Source organism: Labilibaculum sp. DW002, from assembly GCF_029029525.1.
In the GTDB taxonomy this organism is placed as follows: Bacteria; Bacteroidota; Bacteroidia; order Bacteroidales; family Marinifilaceae; genus Paralabilibaculum; species Paralabilibaculum antarcticum.
The window spans coordinates 15,166-34,425 of record NZ_JAKJSC010000007.1 but is presented as its reverse complement, the minus strand read 5'-3'; the positions used below and the strand labels follow the sequence as shown (position 1 = coordinate 34,425).

Sequence of the window (19,260 nt, the reverse complement as noted above, 5' to 3'; positions counted from 1 at the left end):
TATTGAACGAAAACTCATTTTTTTGTTATATTTGATAGAACCCTCTTAATTCTATTAAATGAAGAACAATATCTCACCAAAACTGCAATCTCATTTTCTTGAATTATCTCCAGATTTAATTTGCATTGCAGGTTTTGATGGTTTTTTAAAATATATAAATCCTACATGGGAAAAACTGCTTGGATATACCGAAAAAGAATTACTTTCAAAACCATTTTTAGATTTTATACATCCTCATGATCATCCCAAGAATGATGAGGAAATGTTTAATTTATCGAAAGGCAATATCATTCAAGATTTTGAGAACCGATACGTCTGTAAAAATGGTGAGATAAAATATATTCACTGGACATTCAGGCCAATTCTTGAAGAAAATGTAATTTACTGCATTGGGAAAGATATTACTAAAAAGAGAATTACAGAAGATAAATTTCGCCGAATATTTGAGAACTCGCCAAATGCAATTGCAATCAACAATATTGAAACCAGAAAAATTATTGAGTGCAATACAAGCTTTGAAACTACTTTTGGATACACACGAGATGAAATATTAGGAAAAACCACTGAAAAATTCTGGAAAATTGATGAAGATAGAGAACGATTACTTTCTGTTCTTTTAAATGAAGGTAAATTGGAAGTTAAAGAACTTTCATTACTCCATAAATCTGGAAAAACAATTTTAGCAGATGTGAATGTTACTTTAATCGAAATTGAAGGAGAGTATTATTCTGTATCTGACATTGTTGACATTTCTGCTAAAAAAGAAATGGAAACAAAACTTCAGGAAAAGGATAAGAACTATAAAAACCTATATAAGAGCGCACTTGTAGCATTATTCCAACATGATTTGAATATAGGAAAAGTAATCCATGCAAATTATGCTGCTGCAAAGCTATTCGGTTACACTACAATTGACGAATTCAAAGAAAAGTTTGAAAGCGTAAATCATTATGCAAATATAGAAGATAGAGACCACATTTTATCTGAAATTAATAGCAAAGGAAGAATAGACAATGTGTTAATGCACACTAAAAAAGTGGATGGCACTCTTATTTGGAATGAAGCATCGTTTAAACTTAGCAAAAGTGGTATTCTTGACTGTGCCTCTGTTGATGTAACCAAAAGAATTGAACAAGAAAACGAATTAAAACAGATTAAAAATATTGCAGTAGAGCATAAAACAAAATTTGAAATTCTTTCTAATGCAACATTCGAAGGAATTTTAATTCATGACAAAGGAGTTCCAATTAGTATGAATGAATCTTTTGTTAAACTATTTGGCTACACACAAGATGAGATAGACAGTGCTGATTTAGTAAAAATGCTTGTAAGAAAAGAGCACCAACAAATTGTTTACAACAATATTCAAAATGAGCGTACACTCCCTTATGAAATTATTATGCTTAGAAAAGACGGGACAGAATTTCCCGTTGAAATAGAAGGAAAAACATATTTCGATAAAGACAATCAAAAACTTAGAGTTACTGCTTTTAGAGATATTACAGAGCGTAAACTAGCAGCAGAAGAAGTTAAACGTGAAAAAGCCTTTAGTGAATCTGTAATGAATGCAGCCACAGATGTGATATACATATTCAATCCAGAAACTGGCGAACCCATTTATTGGAACCAGGCCAATCTGGATATATTAGGTTACACAAATGAAGAAATGAAATCAAGATTAGCAGGTTCAGCATCTTTTCATAAAGACGAGGATTTGGATCGACTTGAAAAATGTACTAATGACTGTTTAGAATATGGGAGAAGTTCGATTCAGGTAGAAGCTCGAGCAAAAGACAATTCTTACATCCCATTCGACTTTAATCTTTCAAGAATAGACAGAGGCCAAAAGGAAAAATACATTTGTGTTATTGGAAGAGATGTTACAAAAAGTAAAGAAGCTGAAAATGAGCTCATAAAAGCCAAAGAAAAAGCAGAAGAATCGGATCGATTAAAATCTGCCTTTCTAGCAAATATGAGCCATGAAATACGAACGCCAATGAATGGAATTCTGGGCTTCACCGATCTCTTAAAAACCCCTGGACTTACTGGAGAAAAGCAACAGAAATACATCAAAATAATCGAAAATAGTGGTGCACGTATGTTATCCACCATACATGATATTATTGATATTTCGACAATTGAATCGGGACAAGCAGATGTAAGCCTATCGTCTATTGATTTAAATCAACATGCTGATGATTTTCTCGAATTCTTTTTACCCGAAGCGAATCGTAAAGGCATACAACTTAGCATTCCAAATAAGCTTCCTAATGAATATTGTGTGGTAAAATCTGATCTTGAAAAACTAAATTCAATCGTCACCAACCTAATTAAAAATGCAATAAAATACACACATTCTGGTAAAATTGAATTTGCTTACTCCATTAAAAAAGACACAAAAAAAACAAAGCTTGAATTCCATATAAAAGATACTGGAATTGGAATCCCTAAAAAAAGGCAAACTGCAATATTTGAACGCTTTATACAAGCAGATATTGAAGACGAAAAGGTTTATGAAGGTTCGGGTTTAGGATTGGCTATTACTAAGGCTTACGTGGAAATGTTGGGCGGAAAAATATGGGTGGAAAGTGAAGTTAATTCTGGCTCCAAATTTTCATTCTCTATTCCCTACAAAAAATAAGGAAAACTTTTTAGTCTTATACACGTTAATACTACATAGATATAAACTTTAAAATTTTGCATATCACAAAATAAGCCATCAAACTTTCCATATGAAGAACGCTGCCTCAACCCAAGTTCAAAATCATTTTCTCGACTTATCTCCCGATTTAATGTGCATCGTAGCCTTCAATGGAAATATTCAGTACGTAAACCCTTGCTGGGAGAAATTGCTTGGTTATTCAAAGGAAGAAATCCGATCACAAACCTTCCTCGATTTAATATTTGGAAACGGTAATAATACAATCGAAAAGGAGAATTTCAATTTGCAGGATGGAAAACTTCCATCCTTTTTTGAAAGTACACTGATATGTAAAAATGGATGCTTAAAAAACATTCAATGGTCATCAGATTCAAAGCCAAAAGAAAAAATCATCTACTTTATTGGTAAAGACATTACCGTTCAAAAAGCAACAGAAAAGCAATGTCAGAAAAGTGCAAATATATATCGAAATTTGTACAACCAAACGCCAGCAATGGTACATTCTATTGGTCCGGATGGTTGTCTTTTAAGTGCAAGCGATTTATGGCTCAAAAACATGGGCTACAAACGAGAAGAAATTATTGGCAAAAAATCAATTGAGTTTCTTACTCCTGAATCGCAGGAATATGCAAAAAATATCGCACTACCGAAATTTTTAGAAAATGGTAAAATTACTGATGTACGATACGATTTTATTACAAAACAAGGTGAAATAATCAACACCTTACTTTCAGCTATTGCTGAATATGGTGAAGATGGGAAAATAAGAAGAACTTTAGCTGTAATTATTGATATTACCCTTCGTAAAAAAGCTGAAGACGAACTAAAATTAAGTGAACAGCACCTTAATAACGCCATTACTTTCGCTCCTTTTCCTGCAATGATTCACTGTGAAGGTAAAATACTTCAATTGACCAGTGCATGGACTGAATTAACTGGTTATACCCTAAAAGATATTCCAACAATCGAAGAATGGTCGAAAAAAGCATATGGCGAAAATGCTGTTCCCAGTAAAGCGTTCGTTGAAAGCCTTTACTCCATAAAATCAAGAGTTCACGATGGAGAATGGGAAGTTAAAACCAAGTGTGGTAATACACGAATTTGGGATTTTAGCTCAAGTCCCATTGGCATTTCTCCGGAAGGAAACAGAATTGTAATGAGCATGGCTTCGGACGTTACAGATCGAACTGAAGCCAAAGAAGCACTGAAAATTGAAAAAGCATTTAGTGAGGCCATAATGAATGCTGCTGCAGATACAATATACATCTTTGATCCTGCTACAGGAAAGCCGATCTATTGGAATCAGGCAAATATGGATATCCTTGGTTACACAAATGATGAAATGAAATCAAGATTGGCTGGTTCAGAATCCTTCTATAAACAGGAGGACTTAACCCGTCTTGAATTAACAATTAAAAAATGTTTAGCTAATGGGAGAAGTCAAATTCAAGTAGATGCTCGTGCAAAAGATAATTCTTATATCCCATTTGAATATAATCTTTCTTTAGTGGAAAGAGGCGTAAACGAGCGATTCATTTGTGTAATTGGAAGAGATATATCAGAGCGGAAACAGGCAGAAGAAGAATTGAAAAATGAAAAGTCTTTTAGTGAATCGGTTATGAATGCTGCAAATGACATCATTTACTTATTCGACCCTGAAACAAACAATGCGATTTACTGGAATCAGGCTATCATGGATATCATGAACCTTAGTTACAATGAAGTAAAAGAAGGTTTAGCAGGTTCTGCTTCGTTTCATAGAACCGAAGACCTTCCTAAAATTGTAAAAGCAATTAATAATTGTATTGAATCTGGACAAAGTAATGTTCAGGTAGATGCTTTTGTAAAAAACAAAGGCTATATTCCAATAGACTACAACCTTTCCCTTATTAACAGAGGAGAAGAGAAACAATTGATTTGTGTTATTGGAAGAGACATTACAAAAATAAAACAAACGGAGCATCTGTTACGCCAGAGCTATAAATTATTAGAAGCTTCTCAGTCTATCGCCAAAGTTGGAGGATGGGAATTGGATATCGCTACCAATAATTTATTCTGGACTGCTGAAACTTATCGCATTCACGAAACATCACCTGAAGAATTTGATCCGACCGTGGACGCAGGTGTTAATTATTTCCTTCCAGAATCGCGTCGTATGATCTCTGAGGCATTAAAATCAGCAATAGAAGAAGGAAAAGGCTATGATTTAGTATTGGAAACATACACTACTAAGGGGAGAAAAATAGATGTTCGAACAACATGTGAGGTCAGTTTTATTGGTGGTCTTCCATCTAAACTTACGGGTACATTTCAAGACATAACTAAAATCAAAAAAGCAGAAAATGCTTTAATCAAAGCCAAAGAAAAAGCAGAAGAATCGGATCGATTAAAATCTGCATTTCTAGCAAATATGAGTCATGAAATTCGCACCCCAATGAATGGAATTCTTGGCTTTACAGATCTGCTAAAGTCGCCTGATCTTTCTGGAGAAAAACAACAGAAATACATTGATATCATTGAAAAAAGTGGCGCTCGAATGCTTACAACAATTCATAATATTATTGACATATCTATTATTGAATCGGAGCAGATCCAAATTTCATTAACAGATGTAGATTTGAACAAACAAATAGATGAATTGTATGAATTTTTCACTCTTGAAGCTGAAAAAAAGAACATTCAATTTTCAATAAAAAAGAATTTACCTAATGAATCTGTCCTGATAAAAACGGATGAAGATAAGTTGAATTCCATTTTAACCAATCTTATTAAAAATGCAATTAAATACACTCAATCTGGCAGTATAAATTTGAGCTATGAATTAGACACCAAATCGACTCCCTCATTATTCCATTTTTCGATTAAGGATACCGGCATAGGAATACCGAAAGAAAAACAAGAGACTGTATTCCAAAGATTTATACAAGCAGACACCGAGGATCGAATGGTCCAAGAAGGATCAGGATTAGGTCTGTCTATTGCGAGTGCATATGTTGAAAAACTTGGAGGTAAAATGCAATTAGAAAGTGAAGTTGGTGTTGGCTCTCATTTTTCTTTTACAATACCAATAAAAGAAAATAAGTTTAAAAAATTAAGCAAAACAATTGAACCTTCTGGCATTGTAGAATTATCCGAAAAGAAATTACAGATTCTAATTGTCGAAGATGAGGAAGCAGTTATAGCCTATTTAAAAATTATTTTGAAAAAATATGAAAAAGACATCTTAGTTGCTACTAACGGAACCGATGCTGTTGATATATGCCGCAACAATACGAATCTCGATTTGATATTAATGGACATAAGAATTCCGGAAATTGATGGACATGAAGCTACTCGTAGAATTCGTGAATTCAATAAAGAAGTATATATCCTGGCGCAAACTGCTTTTGCTCAAATAGGAGATCGTGAAAAATGTATAGCCGCTGGCTGCAATGACTTCATTACAAAACCAATTAACAAGAACAAATTATTAGAGTTAATAGCTAGTCGTTTCTAAAACTAAGCGCTCTCTATTTATCCGCAGCAAATGAAATTTACTTGAAGTTATTTAAAAATTCAAAGCCTCATTTACACTTTCATTTCTCATCTCATCTAAAAGAGCGGTTTCCTTTTGAAAGTTTTTCCATTGCTTCGAAAGATCTTCGCTAAGCATGTAAGTCTCACACTCTTTAAACTGATTAAGTATTGTCTGTGGAATCTTCTCCTTCTCCGCCCAATTGTAAAAACTTAAGTATTCCTCTACCACCTTTTGCTTGTATTTCTCTGGCAATGCTTTTGTATTGTAATGCAAAGGTCTGTCGAGCATATTAATGTACAATCCATCAAGATCGATAATTCCTTCTTGCAAGCAAGTTTTGTAAAGCTTAGGCAAATTTAAAATAGAAAAAACAGAAATTGTTGGCGCTATTAAGAAGCGAATGTGTTTATGGGATTGAATTTGCTTTCTGTTCGCCCTAAATTGCTCCCAATTAAAGCCTTTTCGGATATATTCTCCCAGTTCTCCATGCGCATCAATACTCGATAATATTTCCACTGCTGAAAAATGTTTCCAATAATCCAGCACATTATAGCCTCCCATTTTCAATTGTGAGAAGTTCGTATTGTAACGCAAATGAATTTGTGTCGCCTTGTTCTTTACTAGCCAGTCTAACAAGAGGTAATGCTCTTTTGTGGCTAAGGGCTCACCGCCAGCAAAGTAGATTTCTTTAGCGTTTAACAATGCTTCTCCCGTCTGTTCTATAAATGCATCAAAATCGTTGATGTTTTGCAATAAGGCTTTTTCACCCAGGTTACGACCCATTTGTTTGGCCTCGGGAAACCAAGCTGAACTAGCACCGTGCCAACAAGTACGACAAGCAAAATTGCAGGCATTTGAAAAGCGGATGTCAAAATAGATTGGAAGATTACTTTTATGCTTAGCGAAATTCTCTCCAAATTTCTCATGGGTTTCTTGTCGTATACTCTTCCCTCCTGCTTCCTCTAATCGATGACAAACTTTGCAACGAGAATCCTTTTCTCCTTTTGCAAATTTCACTCTTAACTCATCTATTGCTGCTCCATTCCATATTTCAGAAAATGTTTGTGTATTGCTATCCCCAAATGGGATATTTGCTACACAGCATGCTTTTACCCGACCCGCATTTCCAACATGGTAGTGTATCCATGGCATCAAACAATATGGTTTTGGATTTGTCATTTGGCAAAGATAAGAATTGAATGATGAATTATTAATTAAATAGATTCGAAGTGCACAGAAATTATAATTTAAGGCACCAAAACGCAAACCACTATTAAGCTGCAATAAAAAAGAGACACGATAGTTCGCGCCTCTTCAATTATTCATTATAAATTGATAACTACCAATTATTTAATCTGCCATTAATACGGATAATGCAATACAATAGAATTTTGATTGCTGACTCTCGCTTCGTGACATAACAACAACAGGTTTTATGGTACCTTGAATTAGTCCAGCCAGTTCGCCACCACCAAATAGCATTAAGCCTTTATAAAAAGAATTACACGATTCTAAAGATGGAAATACCAAGCAATCTGCCTCTCCATTAATTGGAGTTGGAATACCTTTGATTTCAACAGATGCAGGATCGCAAGCTAGAAAACATCCAAAGGACCATCAATAATACAATCTTTAATTTGACCACGATCGGCCATCTTGCAGATAATCGTATCATCGATAGACGATGGAAATGCTGGGTTTGGTTTTTCAGTTGCACTGATTAAAGCAACTTTTGGTTTCTCAACACCAAAGCGCTTTGCCATCGCCACACCGTAATTCACCATAGCTATCTTCTGATTCAAATCAGGAAAAGGCAATACTGCCGTATCAGAAACGAATAGAAGCTTATCGTATTTTGGAAGATCGAGTGCACAAACATAGGTCATGCAAGCCTTTGGAGGCAACAGACCTTTTTGTTTGTTCAAAACGGCTTTCAAAAATTTATCTGTCCCAACTAATCCCTTCATTACAACATCTACCTCATCGGCTCGAGCCATTCGAACCGCTTCTGTAGTTGCTGCAACATCATTAGGAATATGAACGATTGTAAAAATATCAGGATTGATATCTTCTAATTGAGCTTTAGAACGAATTTCTTGCTCATCGCCAATCATTACCGCATCAACAAATCCCTCATCAATAGCCTTAGCAATTGCGCCAATGGTATTTGGATCTTGTGCATAAGCAACAGCAATTTTTTTCTTTCGTCCGCTTTCGCGAAGATGTTGGACCATTTGGTCTAGAGAACGTATTGGGGACATAATTCTTAGAAATTATATTTTAAGTAAAGACGCATGCACATGCGTCTTTTAATCTATCAAAACTTATTTAGAAGCCACTAAAGCAGCCATCGCAATAGAGTATAATTTAGTCTTTACACTATCACCGCGTGAAGAAAGAATTGCAGGAACCTTCGCTCCCATCACCATTGCACCTAGTTCAGCTTTTGACAATTTCGTATTTACTTTGTAAAAAACATTACCACTTTCGATATTTGGGAATACCATACAGTCAGCATCACCAGCAACCATTGAATCCAATTTCTTTATCTCAGCAGATTCTTTGTCAATAGCAACATCAATCGCTAAAGGTCCATCAACATAAGCACCCTTAATCTGACCACGATCAGCCATTTTAGAAATAATAGCAGCATCAACACAAGCATCCATCTTAGGAAGAACTTGTTCTGAAGCAGCGATCATAGCAACTTTTGGCTTTTCAATTCCCAATGATTGTGCAACCTTAACTACATAGTTTGTAATAGCAATTTTCTGATTCAAATCAGGCTGAGGAATAACAGCAACATCGCTTACAACTAATAGTTTGTGATAATTTGGATTCTCCATCACAGTTACGTGACTCAAAACAGCTTTAGGAGGCATCAAACCTTTTTCTTTATTAAGAATAGCCTTCATATACTTATCTGTACTTACAAGACCTTTCATAATCATATCACCTTCACCACTATTAATCAACTCAACAGCTTTTTGTGCTGCTTTTAACTCATCTGCTTCATGTACTACGGTAAATTTATTGATATCGAAATTGTGATCAGCACAAGTTTTTTCAATCGTTTTCTGGTCTCCTACTAAGGTAGCATCAATGATTCCATGCTGAACTGCATCGTTTACAGCTCCAATTGTATGAGAATCGTTAGCATATGCGGCTACCAATCTCTTTTTTTCATTGTTTTTAAGCGTCTCAATGACTTGATCTAAACGTGTAATCATCTTCTGTTTATTTTTAGTGTTGTGTTTGCATTTGTGTTTTATCACTTTTCTCAAGTGTAAGGCAAAAATAGAAAATATTAATGAATTGTATCTTAATTAAGAATAAAAACAACTAATTGACTATTATTAACCACACCAACTTACGATTCGCAATTAATGCAAAAACCCAATAACACCTTTTTGTGAAGAATAAAATTACTTTCTAGGAATGGAGAAAAAGAAGCTTGTTCCTTTATTTTTCTCGCTCTCGACCCAAATTTTACCACCATTAAGCTCAACAAACTCTTTACTAAGCATTAACCCAAAACCTGTTCCAGTTTCATTGGCTGTTCCTTCGCTAGTCGTAACGGTATCTATTTTAAATAAATTTTTAAGCTGTTTCTCTGTCATCCCAACACCTTGGTCGGTAACTTGGACAACGATAAAACCGTTTGCTTCTATGCTTTGTAGCTTGATAATCTGATTTGGCTTAGAATACTTTATCGCATTAGATAATAGATTTCTGATCACGGTATCAATCATAGCCTTATCTGCTTTTACGATTGCTCGATTAAAATCACCTATTAATGTTAGACCTTTCAGAGATCCCAAACTCTTATGAAGTCCTAGGTTTTTCTCCAAAATAGTCTTCAAATCAAAATTTTCAGAATTCAATTTGAAATTTCCCTTTTGCACATTTGCCCACTCAAGTAAACTTTCTAAAAGCTTAAAGGTATCATCAGAACTTCTGTAAATTGTTTCAATTAACTCTGTTCTGTCCTCTTCGGACAAAATATCCGAATCTTTCAATAATATTTTTGAAAATCCCCTAATCGCATTAAACGGATTTCTCAAATCATGAGCAATAATGGATAAGAATTTATCTTTTGCAACATTCGCACTTACCAAATGTTTGTTCAAATCTTGAAGCTGAACAGTTCGCTCTGAAACTTGCTTTTCCAATTCAATTAAATTCTGTTGAGCTCTTTTTTGACTGTATTTATTAGTTAAAAATATGAGAACCAAAATCAATAAAAAATCTACCAATAGAACATACCATCTCAAATACCAAACTTGCGCAACATTTAATTCAACAATGCGATGTTCACTCCAACGGTAGTTCCCTTCATGTTTACCTCTTATACAAATTTTATATTTTCCTGTTTTTAAACCTGGAATAACAATTTGATTTTTATCAGAAAGCTCTTTCCAATCAATAATTTTCTCATTTCCTTTTACTGTGCAATATTGAAATTGATTCTGTTTTTGCGGATATATAGTAGCCGTTACGTCCAAAAGCAACATTGAATTGGCATTAATTTTAACCTTACCATTTTTCAAGTCAAATTGACTACCTCCATCTGTTCGACTAACCTCAGGTTTTGGCGTTTTGGGTATTGAATCACAAATGGAAGCATAAGCAATACCGTTGGAAGTTCCGACCCATAAATGATCATTCGAATCAAATTTTAAATTTCGGTTGGTAAATGTTTTGGATGGCAAACCTTGCTCCGGTGTAAACAACGACAAATCCTTTTCCCTCTTTCGAATTACACCTTTACTAGTTGTCATCCAAAAAGAATGATGGCGATCGATTGCTACAGAATTGACTTCACTATTTGTCATATCTCTCAAATCAACCCTTTCAATACCTTCGCCCCAATATTTTAACAAACCAGAAGAGGTTCCCATATACAAGGTATCCTCGTCAAATTCCAAATCAATAACCCAAAAATCTTCATTAATATCAAAATCGATTGAAGTACTAATGTTCTCAACCTTTTTGCTTACTACATCAAACTTAAATAGATAAGAATTTTTGTATTCAGCTCCAATGAATAAATTAGTTTCTTTATCTAATAAAATATCCTGAACAATACGCTGACCTCTAAAGGATTGCAAATAACTCTTTATTAGGCCAGAATTTAAATTAATATGGAATAATTCCTTATCTGATACAAGCCATGCTTCACGTTCTGAAACAATTTCAATACTTGTAATAGGCTTATTTGCAATGGCTAACTTCAAGTGTAATTCATCATTTTTATAAACATACAAGTATCCTTGTTCTGTTCCTAAAAGCGATATATTATTCCTTTTCTTAAATACGTTTATAGATCCTTCAAATTCAAGATTTATATTTTGTATTTGCTCATCATTCGAGATTTTATAAATATGCTTTCTTCCTGAAAAATTAACATTCCCATCTTCATTTAAATTAATAGAAGAAATGTACTCTGAATTAGTAGAACGAAATTGATAAGAAAAGAATTTCTTTTCCATCACCACAGTTCCTGAATTAGTAGCAATCCAAAACTTTCCGAAATCATCTAAGAAAATATTGTTAACAGTGAAACAAGGAAAGCCACCAATCGGATAAACTTTAAAATCTTCTGATAAATCAATCTCTAGTATTCCTTGAAACCAGGTTCCAACTAACAACTTATTTTCAGATAATTCCTGAAAACATGAGGCCATAATACTTTCATTAATCAATTCATGATGTACCACTTGCCCATTGAAATCTAATATTAATCTGTATATTCCTAAGGAAGTTCCTAAGAGAAATTCATTGGACCCTATTTTAAAAGAGGAATTCACTACCAAGTCCAAATTAAAACCAGATTCTTTAAACTGATTATTCTTGCGATCAAACTGATAAAACCACCCAGACTGTGAAACCACCATTAATTTTCCATTATCACATTCCAAAAATTGAAATGACCTAGCATAGGATGTAGTTTGATTTTTTTTATCCATTTGGTACTGTTCGAAATCACTTCCTTTTAACCTGTAGATATGATTAAAATCCGTTAGCCACAATTCATCATTTTGATCTTCGAAAAATTCTTTAGGATACTTTGGCAATAAGGAATCGGTATTGCATAAAAACAACAAATCGGCTTTATTTCCTATCGATGTTTGAGTTATCTTATAGATTCCATCATCTGAAAGTGCAAGTAAATCACCATTTTTCCTTTTAAATAACGATTTATAAAATTGATTTTTTCCCTCTTGAACCTCTACTGGAATAAAATGATCTTTTACGAGAGAAATTAATCCTTTATCAGTAGCAAAATAATAAACACCAAGAGAATCCTGATGAATAGATTTCACCAGCTCTTCATTTAATTTATTGTCCTTATTGTATTGATAGAAACGAAAATTCGTTCTCTGTCCAAGAGTAGAAATCGAAAACGAAATCAACAATAAAATAAAAAATGTTTTTATAGAATATGTGTTTGATACGAACATAAAGTCATTGCAATTTGCTATGAAATATCATGTATTTCCAGTAAATACTATACGTCTAAACGTTAAGCAAACAAATTTGTTTCAAAATTTAACACTTTACTAACAATCTATTGGCTTAACATATCCATTAAATTAAAATTATAAAAAGTAAAATACGGATAAAAAATAAATTATCATCTTATATTTTGGCATAAAAAAAAGCCCTGTTAACAACAGAGCTTTTTAATATCATAAGTTTGATAGTTACAAAGCACCAACAATACGCTGTGTATCAGAAGCAATAACCAACTCCTCATTAGTCGTTACGACCATTGCTTTCACTTTAGATCCTTCTTTAGAAATAACCATATCTTTTCCACGTAAACCTGCGTTCACATCCTTATCAAAGTCAAGTCCAAGGTATCCAAAATCTTTCGCAATTTTCTCACGAGAAACAGAATCGTTCTCTCCAATTCCTCCAGTGAATATTACTAAATCAACACCACCCATAGAAGCAGTATATGAACCAACAAAACGTTTTACACGATATGCGAACATATCTAAAGCCAATTGAGCTCTTTCGTTTCCTTCAGCTGCAGCATCTTCAAGATCTCTCATATCAGAAGAGATACCAGAAATACCTGCTAATCCTGATTCTTTATTAATCAAGTTATTAGTTTCCTGAATAGAAAGATCTTTCTTTTCAGCAATATATAGTAAAGCACCCAGGTCAAGGTTACCTGTACGAGTACCCATCAAAAGACCTTCGTTAGGCGTAAATCCCATTGAAGTTTCGATAGACTTACCACCATCGATAGCACATACAGAAGCACCATTACCAAGATGACAAGAAACGATTTTCTTATCTTCGATATTCCATCCTAGTATTTCACACGCTTTGTTAGCAACAAATTTGTGAGAAGTTCCGTGGAAACCATATTTACGAACTTTCAAAGTTTCGTAGCAATCGTAAGGTAAACCATACATGAAAGCTTCCTTTGGAAGTGTTTGGTGGAAAGATGTATCAAACACAGCAACTTGAGGTAAACCTGGTAACAATTTCTCAATTGCTAAGATACCTTCAAGGTTAGCCGGGTTGTGAAGTGGAGCCAATTCGCAACATGCTTTGATATTCGCTTTCGCTTCTTCAGTAACAAAAGCACTATCCTGGAAATATTCGCCACCATGAGCCACACGATGACCCGCTGCGTTAATTTCTTTGATGTCAGAGATTACACCATGATCAGCGTTAACCAATGCTGCAAGAACTAAATTAATACCTACAGAATGATTAGGAATATCCTGAATCGTTTTGAACTTATCTTTTCCCTCAGGTTTGTGAGTTAAAACACCATTTTCAAGACCAATACGCTCAACAAGACCAGAAGCTAAAAGAGTCGCCTCTTCGCCCATGTTCAAAATTTGATACTTCAATGAAGAACTTCCGCAATTTAAAACTAAAACGTTCATTAGATTTTGTTATTATTTGTTTGATTAAGATTCTATTTCTGATTTCTCAGCTTACATTCCTGCAGTCTGATTTGCTGTAATAGCTACTAAGTTCACAATATCGCTAACTGAACAACCTCTGGATAGGTCGTTGATTGGAGCAGCCATACCCTGTAATACCGGTCCTACAGCTTCAGCACCAGCTAAACGCTGTACTAATTTGTAAGCAATATTTCCTACTTCAAGAGTTGGGAATACCAATACGTTTGCTCTACCTGCAACTTCTGAATTTGGAGCCTTGCTAGCACCAATTGCTTCAACAATAGCAGCATCAGCTTGCATCTCACCGTCAATTAGGAATTCCGGAGCCGCTTCTTTAGCCAAACGAGTAGCCTCAACAACCTTATCAACCATTTCGTGCTTAGCCGATCCCATAGTAGAAAAACTCAACATAGCAACACGTGGTTCCATATTAGCAATAGCCTTTGTTGTTTTTGCAGTAGCAACTGCAATCTCAGCTAACTCACTAGCAGTTGGGTTTGGATGAACAGCACAGTCAGCAACAACCAACATACCATTATCGCCAAATGTTTTATCCTTCAAAATCAAGATAAAAGCACCAGAAACAACTGAGCAACCAGGCATTGTTTTCACAATCTGGAAAGCTGGACGCAATACGTCTCCTGTAGCATTCAATGCTCCGGCAACTTCTCCATCAGCATCACCCGCTTTAATCATTAAGGTAGCCAAATAAAGAGGATCTTTAACAAGTCCCATAGCTTTCTCCATGGTCATCCCTTTCTTCTTACGAAGTTCAACCAAAATCTCTGCATAAGCTTCCATTTTATCATGATTTTCCGGATCGATGATAATTGCTTTAGAGATATGCTCTAAATTCAACCTGTTAGCTTCTGATTTGATTGTCTCAGGATTTCCAATCAAAATAATTTGTGCAATTTTTTCATTCAAAAGGATGTCTGCAGCTTGCAATGTTCTCTCTTCAGTTCCCTCTGGAAGAACAATTTTTTTGTTATGCAGCTTTGCATTCTCCTTAATCTTTTGCAGTAAGTTCATTGTGAATCAGTAATTTATGTATTTTTGTAATCTCGACATTGCGAAATTAGATATAAAACGTAAACTTTAGATTCCTAAATCAATAATTTTTGATGCTTTTTATTTGAAAATTTTAATAAATATTCATTCTCAATAAGCTTGCATTAAAAAATAATAACGTAATTTCATTTCTAGAGATTTAATGAGATTAAAAGCACCTAACAAATATGAAACCTACTGTTCAATCAACTATATTTGAGGAACTTCAAGAAAAACTAGAGGGCGAAATCCATAGAGATATGAGTACTCGTTTACTTTACGCTACAGATGCCTCAGCCTACAAGGTACTTCCATTAGCTGTTGCTTACCCTAAGAATGAAAGTGACTTACAACATTTAATCAAATTTGCATCTGATCAAGATTTATCATTGATACCAAGAGCTGCTGGAACTTCACTAGCAGGACAAGTAGTTGGTGACGGTCTCGTTGTGGATATCTCAAAACACTTCACTAAAATTCTGGAGCTTAATCAAGAAGAAAAATGGGTTCGAGTTCAACCAGGTGTTATTCTCGATGAATTAAATCTTTACCTTCATTCATATGGTTTGTTTTTTGGTCCTGAAACCTCAACGAGTAGCAGGTGCATGCTTGGTGGAATGCTAGGAAATAACTCTTGTGGATCGCATTCCATTATATATGGTAGTACAAGAGATCATACACTTGAAACAAATTGTATCCTTAGCGATGGAAGTAAAGCTACCTTCAAAAATGTAACTGACGATGAATTCAAACAAAAATGTGAAGCAAATAACGGATTAGAATCTAAACTTTACCAGCAAATAAATCAAATTCTATCATCAGAAGAAATACGAGCCTCAATAGACAAGGAATTTCCTGATCTAAAAATTAAAAGAAGAAATACTGGTTATGCTATAGATATCCTATCCAACTCCTCTCCTTTTAGTAAAAATGATATTCAATTTAATTTCTGTAATCTATTAGCAGGCTCAGAAGGGACTCTAGCCTTTACTACTGAAATAAAATTAAATTTAGTGCCGTCCCCACCAAAAGAAAAGGCTCTGGTTTGTGCCCATTTTAAAAGTTTGGAAGATGCAATTAAAGGAAACTTAATTGCCTTAAAATATCAACCTGGTGCAGTTGAGTTAATGGACGATCAGATATTGAAATTGACTGAAGGAAATCGTACACAAGCCAAAAATCGATTTTTTTTACAAGGTAGTCCAGGTGCTCTGCTAATTATTGAATTTGCAAGAGAGTCAAAAGCTGAAATTGAGCAAATTGCATGCAAAATGGAAGCTGAATTTCGTGAAAATAATTTAGGATATCACTTCCCTGTTGTTACTGGAGCAGAAAACATTACGAAGGTTTGGGATCTACGAAAATCAGCCTTAGGTGTGCTTTCCAATATGATTGGTGACGCCAAACCTGTTTCCTTAATTGAAGATACATCAGTAAATCCTGAAGTATTATACGATTACATTGCAGAATTTAAGGAATTAATGAAGAAACATGAGATACAATGTGTATTCCATGCTCATATTGGTACTGGAGAGATTCATATGCGTCCTGTTCTAGACTTAAAAAATGCTGATGACCAAGAAAAATTTCATGCAATTGGGTTAGATTCTGCAAAACTCGTCAAAAAATACAATGGTTCGCTAAGCGGTGAACATGGAGATGGAAGACTGCGTGGGGAATTTATTCCGATCATGATAGGAGAAGAAAACTATCAATTGTTGCGTCAGATTAAGCAAACTTGGGATCCTAAAAATATTTTTAATCCAGGTAAAATTGTTGATACGCCAAAAATGAATACGCATTTGCGTTATGAACCAAATCAGCAAACGAAAGAAATTGAAACTTATTTTGATTTTTCTAGTGATATGGGAATTGTAAGAGCTACAGAACGATGCAATGGCTCTGGCGATTGCAGAAATACTCATGTAACAGGAAAGGCATTGTGTCCTAGTTATCAAGCAAGTTTAGATGAAAAATTAAGCACACGAGCAAGAGCGAATCTATTCAGAGAATTTCTTACCAACTCTGATAAAAAAAATCCATTCGATCAAAAAGACTTATATGATATTTTAGACTTTTGCTTATCGTGCAAAGCATGTAAATCTGAATGTCCATCGAATGTGGATATGGCAAAGCTTAAAGCCGAATTTCTGCAACAGTATTACGATTCCAATCCTATTCCGCTTCGGAGTAAATTAATTGCAAACATCAGTAAAATAAATAAGTTGGGTAGTTATGCTCCTTCCTTATTTAATTACGTAAATCAACATCCTACAATTGGGAATATTGTAAAAAGCAATTTGGGTTTTGCCAAAGAAAGAAGCATTCCGAAATTGCATAATACCACGCTTAAAAAATGGCATTCGTCAACTACAAATGGAACAACAAAAAAGCGGGTTTATCTTTTTGCTGATGAATTTACCGATTACAACGATACGCCAATTGGGATTAAAACGATCCAATTGTTACAAAAGCTAGACTACCAAGTTATTATTCCAAAACATGTAGAAAGTGGAAGAACCTTTTTGTCAAAGGGATTGGTTAAAAAAGCCAAGTTTTTAGCAATCAAAAATATCAATCTATTGAAAGGTATAGTTGATGAAAACAATCCGTTAATAGGTATTGAACCTTCTGCTATTCTTACTTTTCGTGATGAGTATCTTGATTTAGTGCCAGAAACAATGAAGCTTGAAGCTAAAACACTAGCATCAAATACATTTATGATCGAAGAATTTCTGTATCAAGAAATGCAAAAAGGTAACATTTCCATCGATCAATTTACGAAAGAGAAAAAAGAAATCAAGTTCCATGCACATTGCTATCAGAAAGCATTGGCTTCTTCTGCTCCAACAAAGAAAATTCTAAGTTTCCCAGAAAATTATACTGCAATTGAAATTAAATCGGGTTGTTGTGGAATGGCAGGATCATTTGGATACGAAAAAGAGCATTACGATTTAAGTAAAAAAGTTGGAGAACTGGTTTTACTTCCTGAAGTACGAAAAACGCCACAATCTGTATTAATTGCAGCGTCTGGAACATCATGCCGTCATCAAATTAAAGATGAAACAGAGCGAGAAGCTTCACATCCTGTAGAAATTTTGTTTGAGGCATTAGTTTAAGATAAAGAACTATTCTTACCTAACTAGTTTTAAGAGATCGGCTGTATTAATAACTGTCGCAAATTCTTCATGCAAACTGGCCAAGGCAGTATCATGAATTATTTGCGCTTTATATTTTTCACCTTTGACACCAATTTTATCGAATGTGGCCGTAGCATCTTCAATTAAGTATGTTTCATAGCCATAATTACCAGCCATTCGAGTTGTTGTAGAAATACAATGATCTGTAGTTAAGCCAACAATCACCAACTTGCTTATTCCTTTTGCAGCTAATTGCTCTTTTAAAGTGGTGCCTATAAAAGCCGAATTTACGTACTTTTTAATTACAACTTCTCCTTTTAGAGGCGTTACAAGTTTGAGAAAATCATTTCCGGTATTTCCCTCAGCCAAAGGTGATTTTGAATTTGTAGAACAATGCTTAATATGAAACAATGGCAAATTATTCTCACGCCATACATGTAAAATCTTTGCAGCATACTCTTCTGCCTTTAGATTGTTTCTGCCACCACCCCAATATTTAATATCTTCGAATCCCTTTTGAAGATCAATTAACAACAACGCACAATTCTGTTTAATATCCATAGCTTCAATAATTAACCTATTAAAAATCATCTAACCAACTCTTGACCCCTCACCTAATAATATCCTTCAATAAAATATTTAGCCGGATCTTTCCAAATTTCATTCTTATCATCTAAATGATCCTTAATTGCTGCTGACACATGCAAAACAACTCCAATCAACTCTTGACCTGTCGTATACCTCTCTCTTTTATAGCTCAAATCACCTAAGCTTGGTTCAGTACTTTCATTTGATGCCGACAAATTAAAATTCTCTCGTTTTACAAAATTAAATGGTGCATTTTCTTTTTTAAAAACCTCCCACTCCTTTAAATAATTATCGTCACATTTTTCTTGTCCAAATACACTAACTGAAATTAGTACAAAAACGAATAGACTTAAAAATATTCTCATGAGT

11 protein-coding genes and 1 pseudogene are annotated in these 19,260 nt (G+C 34.4%); 3 read left to right on the top strand and 9 right to left on the bottom strand.

From position 1 onward, the window contains the following. Window positions 1–58: 58 nt before the first annotated feature. Window positions 59–2,641, top strand: a complete 2,583-nt coding sequence (locus L3049_RS18430; protein WP_275111298.1) for a PAS domain-containing sensor histidine kinase — start codon at window positions 59–61, stop codon at window positions 2,639–2,641. Between the two features lie 91 nt (window positions 2,642–2,732). Then, window positions 2,733–6,158, top strand: a complete 3,426-nt coding sequence (locus L3049_RS18425; RefSeq protein ID WP_275111297.1) for a PAS domain-containing hybrid sensor histidine kinase/response regulator — start codon at window positions 2,733–2,735, stop codon at window positions 6,156–6,158. Between the two features lie 51 nt (window positions 6,159–6,209). Here L3049_RS18425 and L3049_RS18420 read toward each other — a convergent pair whose 3' ends face one another. The 7 genes and pseudogenes from L3049_RS18420 to pta all read right to left on the bottom strand — a co-directional run bounded on the left by L3049_RS18420 (window position 6,210) and on the right by pta (window position 15,145). Continuing rightward, entirely contained in the window at window positions 6,210–7,358 is a 1,149-nt protein-coding gene (locus L3049_RS18420) for a twitch domain-containing radical SAM protein (RefSeq protein WP_275111296.1), read from the bottom strand. 171 nt (window positions 7,359–7,529) lie between these two features. After that, window positions 7,530–7,763: pseudogene (locus tag L3049_RS21695) on the bottom strand (phosphate acyltransferase); the annotation flags it as partial. Between the two features lie 11 nt (window positions 7,764–7,774). Next, window positions 7,775–8,440 (bottom strand): phosphate acyltransferase, encoded by a 666-nt coding sequence (locus tag L3049_RS18415; RefSeq protein WP_275111295.1) that lies wholly within the window; start codon window positions 8,438–8,440, stop codon window positions 7,775–7,777. Window positions 8,441–8,503: 63 nt separating this feature from the next. Further along, window positions 8,504–9,454: a bifunctional enoyl-CoA hydratase/phosphate acetyltransferase gene (locus L3049_RS18410; protein ID WP_275111294.1), complete on the bottom strand. Its 951-nt coding sequence runs from the start codon at window positions 9,452–9,454 to the stop codon at window positions 8,504–8,506. A 150-nt stretch (window positions 9,455–9,604) separates the two neighbouring features. After that, window positions 9,605–12,505 carry a sensor histidine kinase gene (locus L3049_RS18405; protein WP_275111293.1) on the bottom strand — a complete coding sequence of 967 codons (2,901 nt, stop codon included), beginning with the start codon at window positions 12,503–12,505 and terminating at the stop codon, window positions 9,605–9,607. A gap of 381 nt (window positions 12,506–12,886) precedes the next feature. Further along, on the bottom strand, window positions 12,887–14,092 hold the full coding sequence (locus tag L3049_RS18400; RefSeq protein ID WP_275111292.1) for an acetate/propionate family kinase: 1,206 nt from the start codon (window positions 14,090–14,092) through the stop codon (window positions 12,887–12,889). 51 nt (window positions 14,093–14,143) lie between these two features. After that, complete coding sequence (gene pta / locus L3049_RS18395) at window positions 14,144–15,145, bottom strand: phosphate acetyltransferase (RefSeq protein ID WP_275111291.1); 1,002 nt, start codon at window positions 15,143–15,145, stop codon at window positions 14,144–14,146. A 206-nt stretch (window positions 15,146–15,351) separates the two neighbouring features. On the opposite strand from pta, the gene L3049_RS18390 reads away from it, so the two are divergent. Then, window positions 15,352–18,282 carry an FAD-binding and (Fe-S)-binding domain-containing protein gene (locus L3049_RS18390; protein ID WP_275111290.1) on the top strand — a complete coding sequence of 977 codons (2,931 nt, stop codon included), beginning with the start codon at window positions 15,352–15,354 and terminating at the stop codon, window positions 18,280–18,282. A gap of 15 nt (window positions 18,283–18,297) precedes the next feature. Here L3049_RS18390 and L3049_RS18385 read toward each other — a convergent pair whose 3' ends face one another. Both L3049_RS18385 and L3049_RS18380 read right to left on the bottom strand, forming a co-directional pair. Next, entirely contained in the window at window positions 18,298–18,894 is a 597-nt protein-coding gene (locus L3049_RS18385; protein ID WP_275111289.1) for a cysteine hydrolase family protein, read from the bottom strand. A gap of 23 nt (window positions 18,895–18,917) precedes the next feature. Continuing rightward, window positions 18,918–19,256 (bottom strand): hypothetical protein, encoded by a 339-nt coding sequence (locus L3049_RS18380; protein ID WP_275111288.1) that lies wholly within the window; start codon window positions 19,254–19,256, stop codon window positions 18,918–18,920. Between the last annotated feature and the right edge of the window lie 4 nt (window positions 19,257–19,260).

Excerpts from the sequence above, each read along its gene's own strand:
- L3049_RS18430 (WP_275111298.1), top strand. The coding sequence starts at position 59 with ATGAAGAACAATATCTCACCAAAACTGCAATCTCATTTTCTTGAATTA.
- L3049_RS18425 (WP_275111297.1), top strand. The coding sequence starts at position 2,733 with ATGAAGAACGCTGCCTCAACCCAAGTTCAAAATCATTTTCTCGACTTA.
- L3049_RS18420 (WP_275111296.1), bottom strand. The coding sequence starts at position 7,358 with ATGACAAATCCAAAACCATATTGTTTGATGCCATGGATACACTACCAT.
- L3049_RS18415 (WP_275111295.1), bottom strand. The coding sequence starts at position 8,440 with ATGTCCCCAATACGTTCTCTAGACCAAATGGTCCAACATCTTCGCGAA.
- L3049_RS18400 (WP_275111292.1), bottom strand. The coding sequence starts at position 14,092 with ATGAACGTTTTAGTTTTAAATTGCGGAAGTTCTTCATTGAAGTATCAA.
- pta (WP_275111291.1), bottom strand. The coding sequence starts at position 15,145 with ATGAACTTACTGCAAAAGATTAAGGAGAATGCAAAGCTGCATAACAAA.
- L3049_RS18390 (WP_275111290.1), top strand. The coding sequence starts at position 15,352 with ATGAAACCTACTGTTCAATCAACTATATTTGAGGAACTTCAAGAAAAA.
- L3049_RS18385 (WP_275111289.1), bottom strand. The coding sequence starts at position 18,894 with ATGATTTTTAATAGGTTAATTATTGAAGCTATGGATATTAAACAGAAT.
- L3049_RS18380 (WP_275111288.1), bottom strand. The coding sequence starts at position 19,256 with ATGAGAATATTTTTAAGTCTATTCGTTTTTGTACTAATTTCAGTTAGT.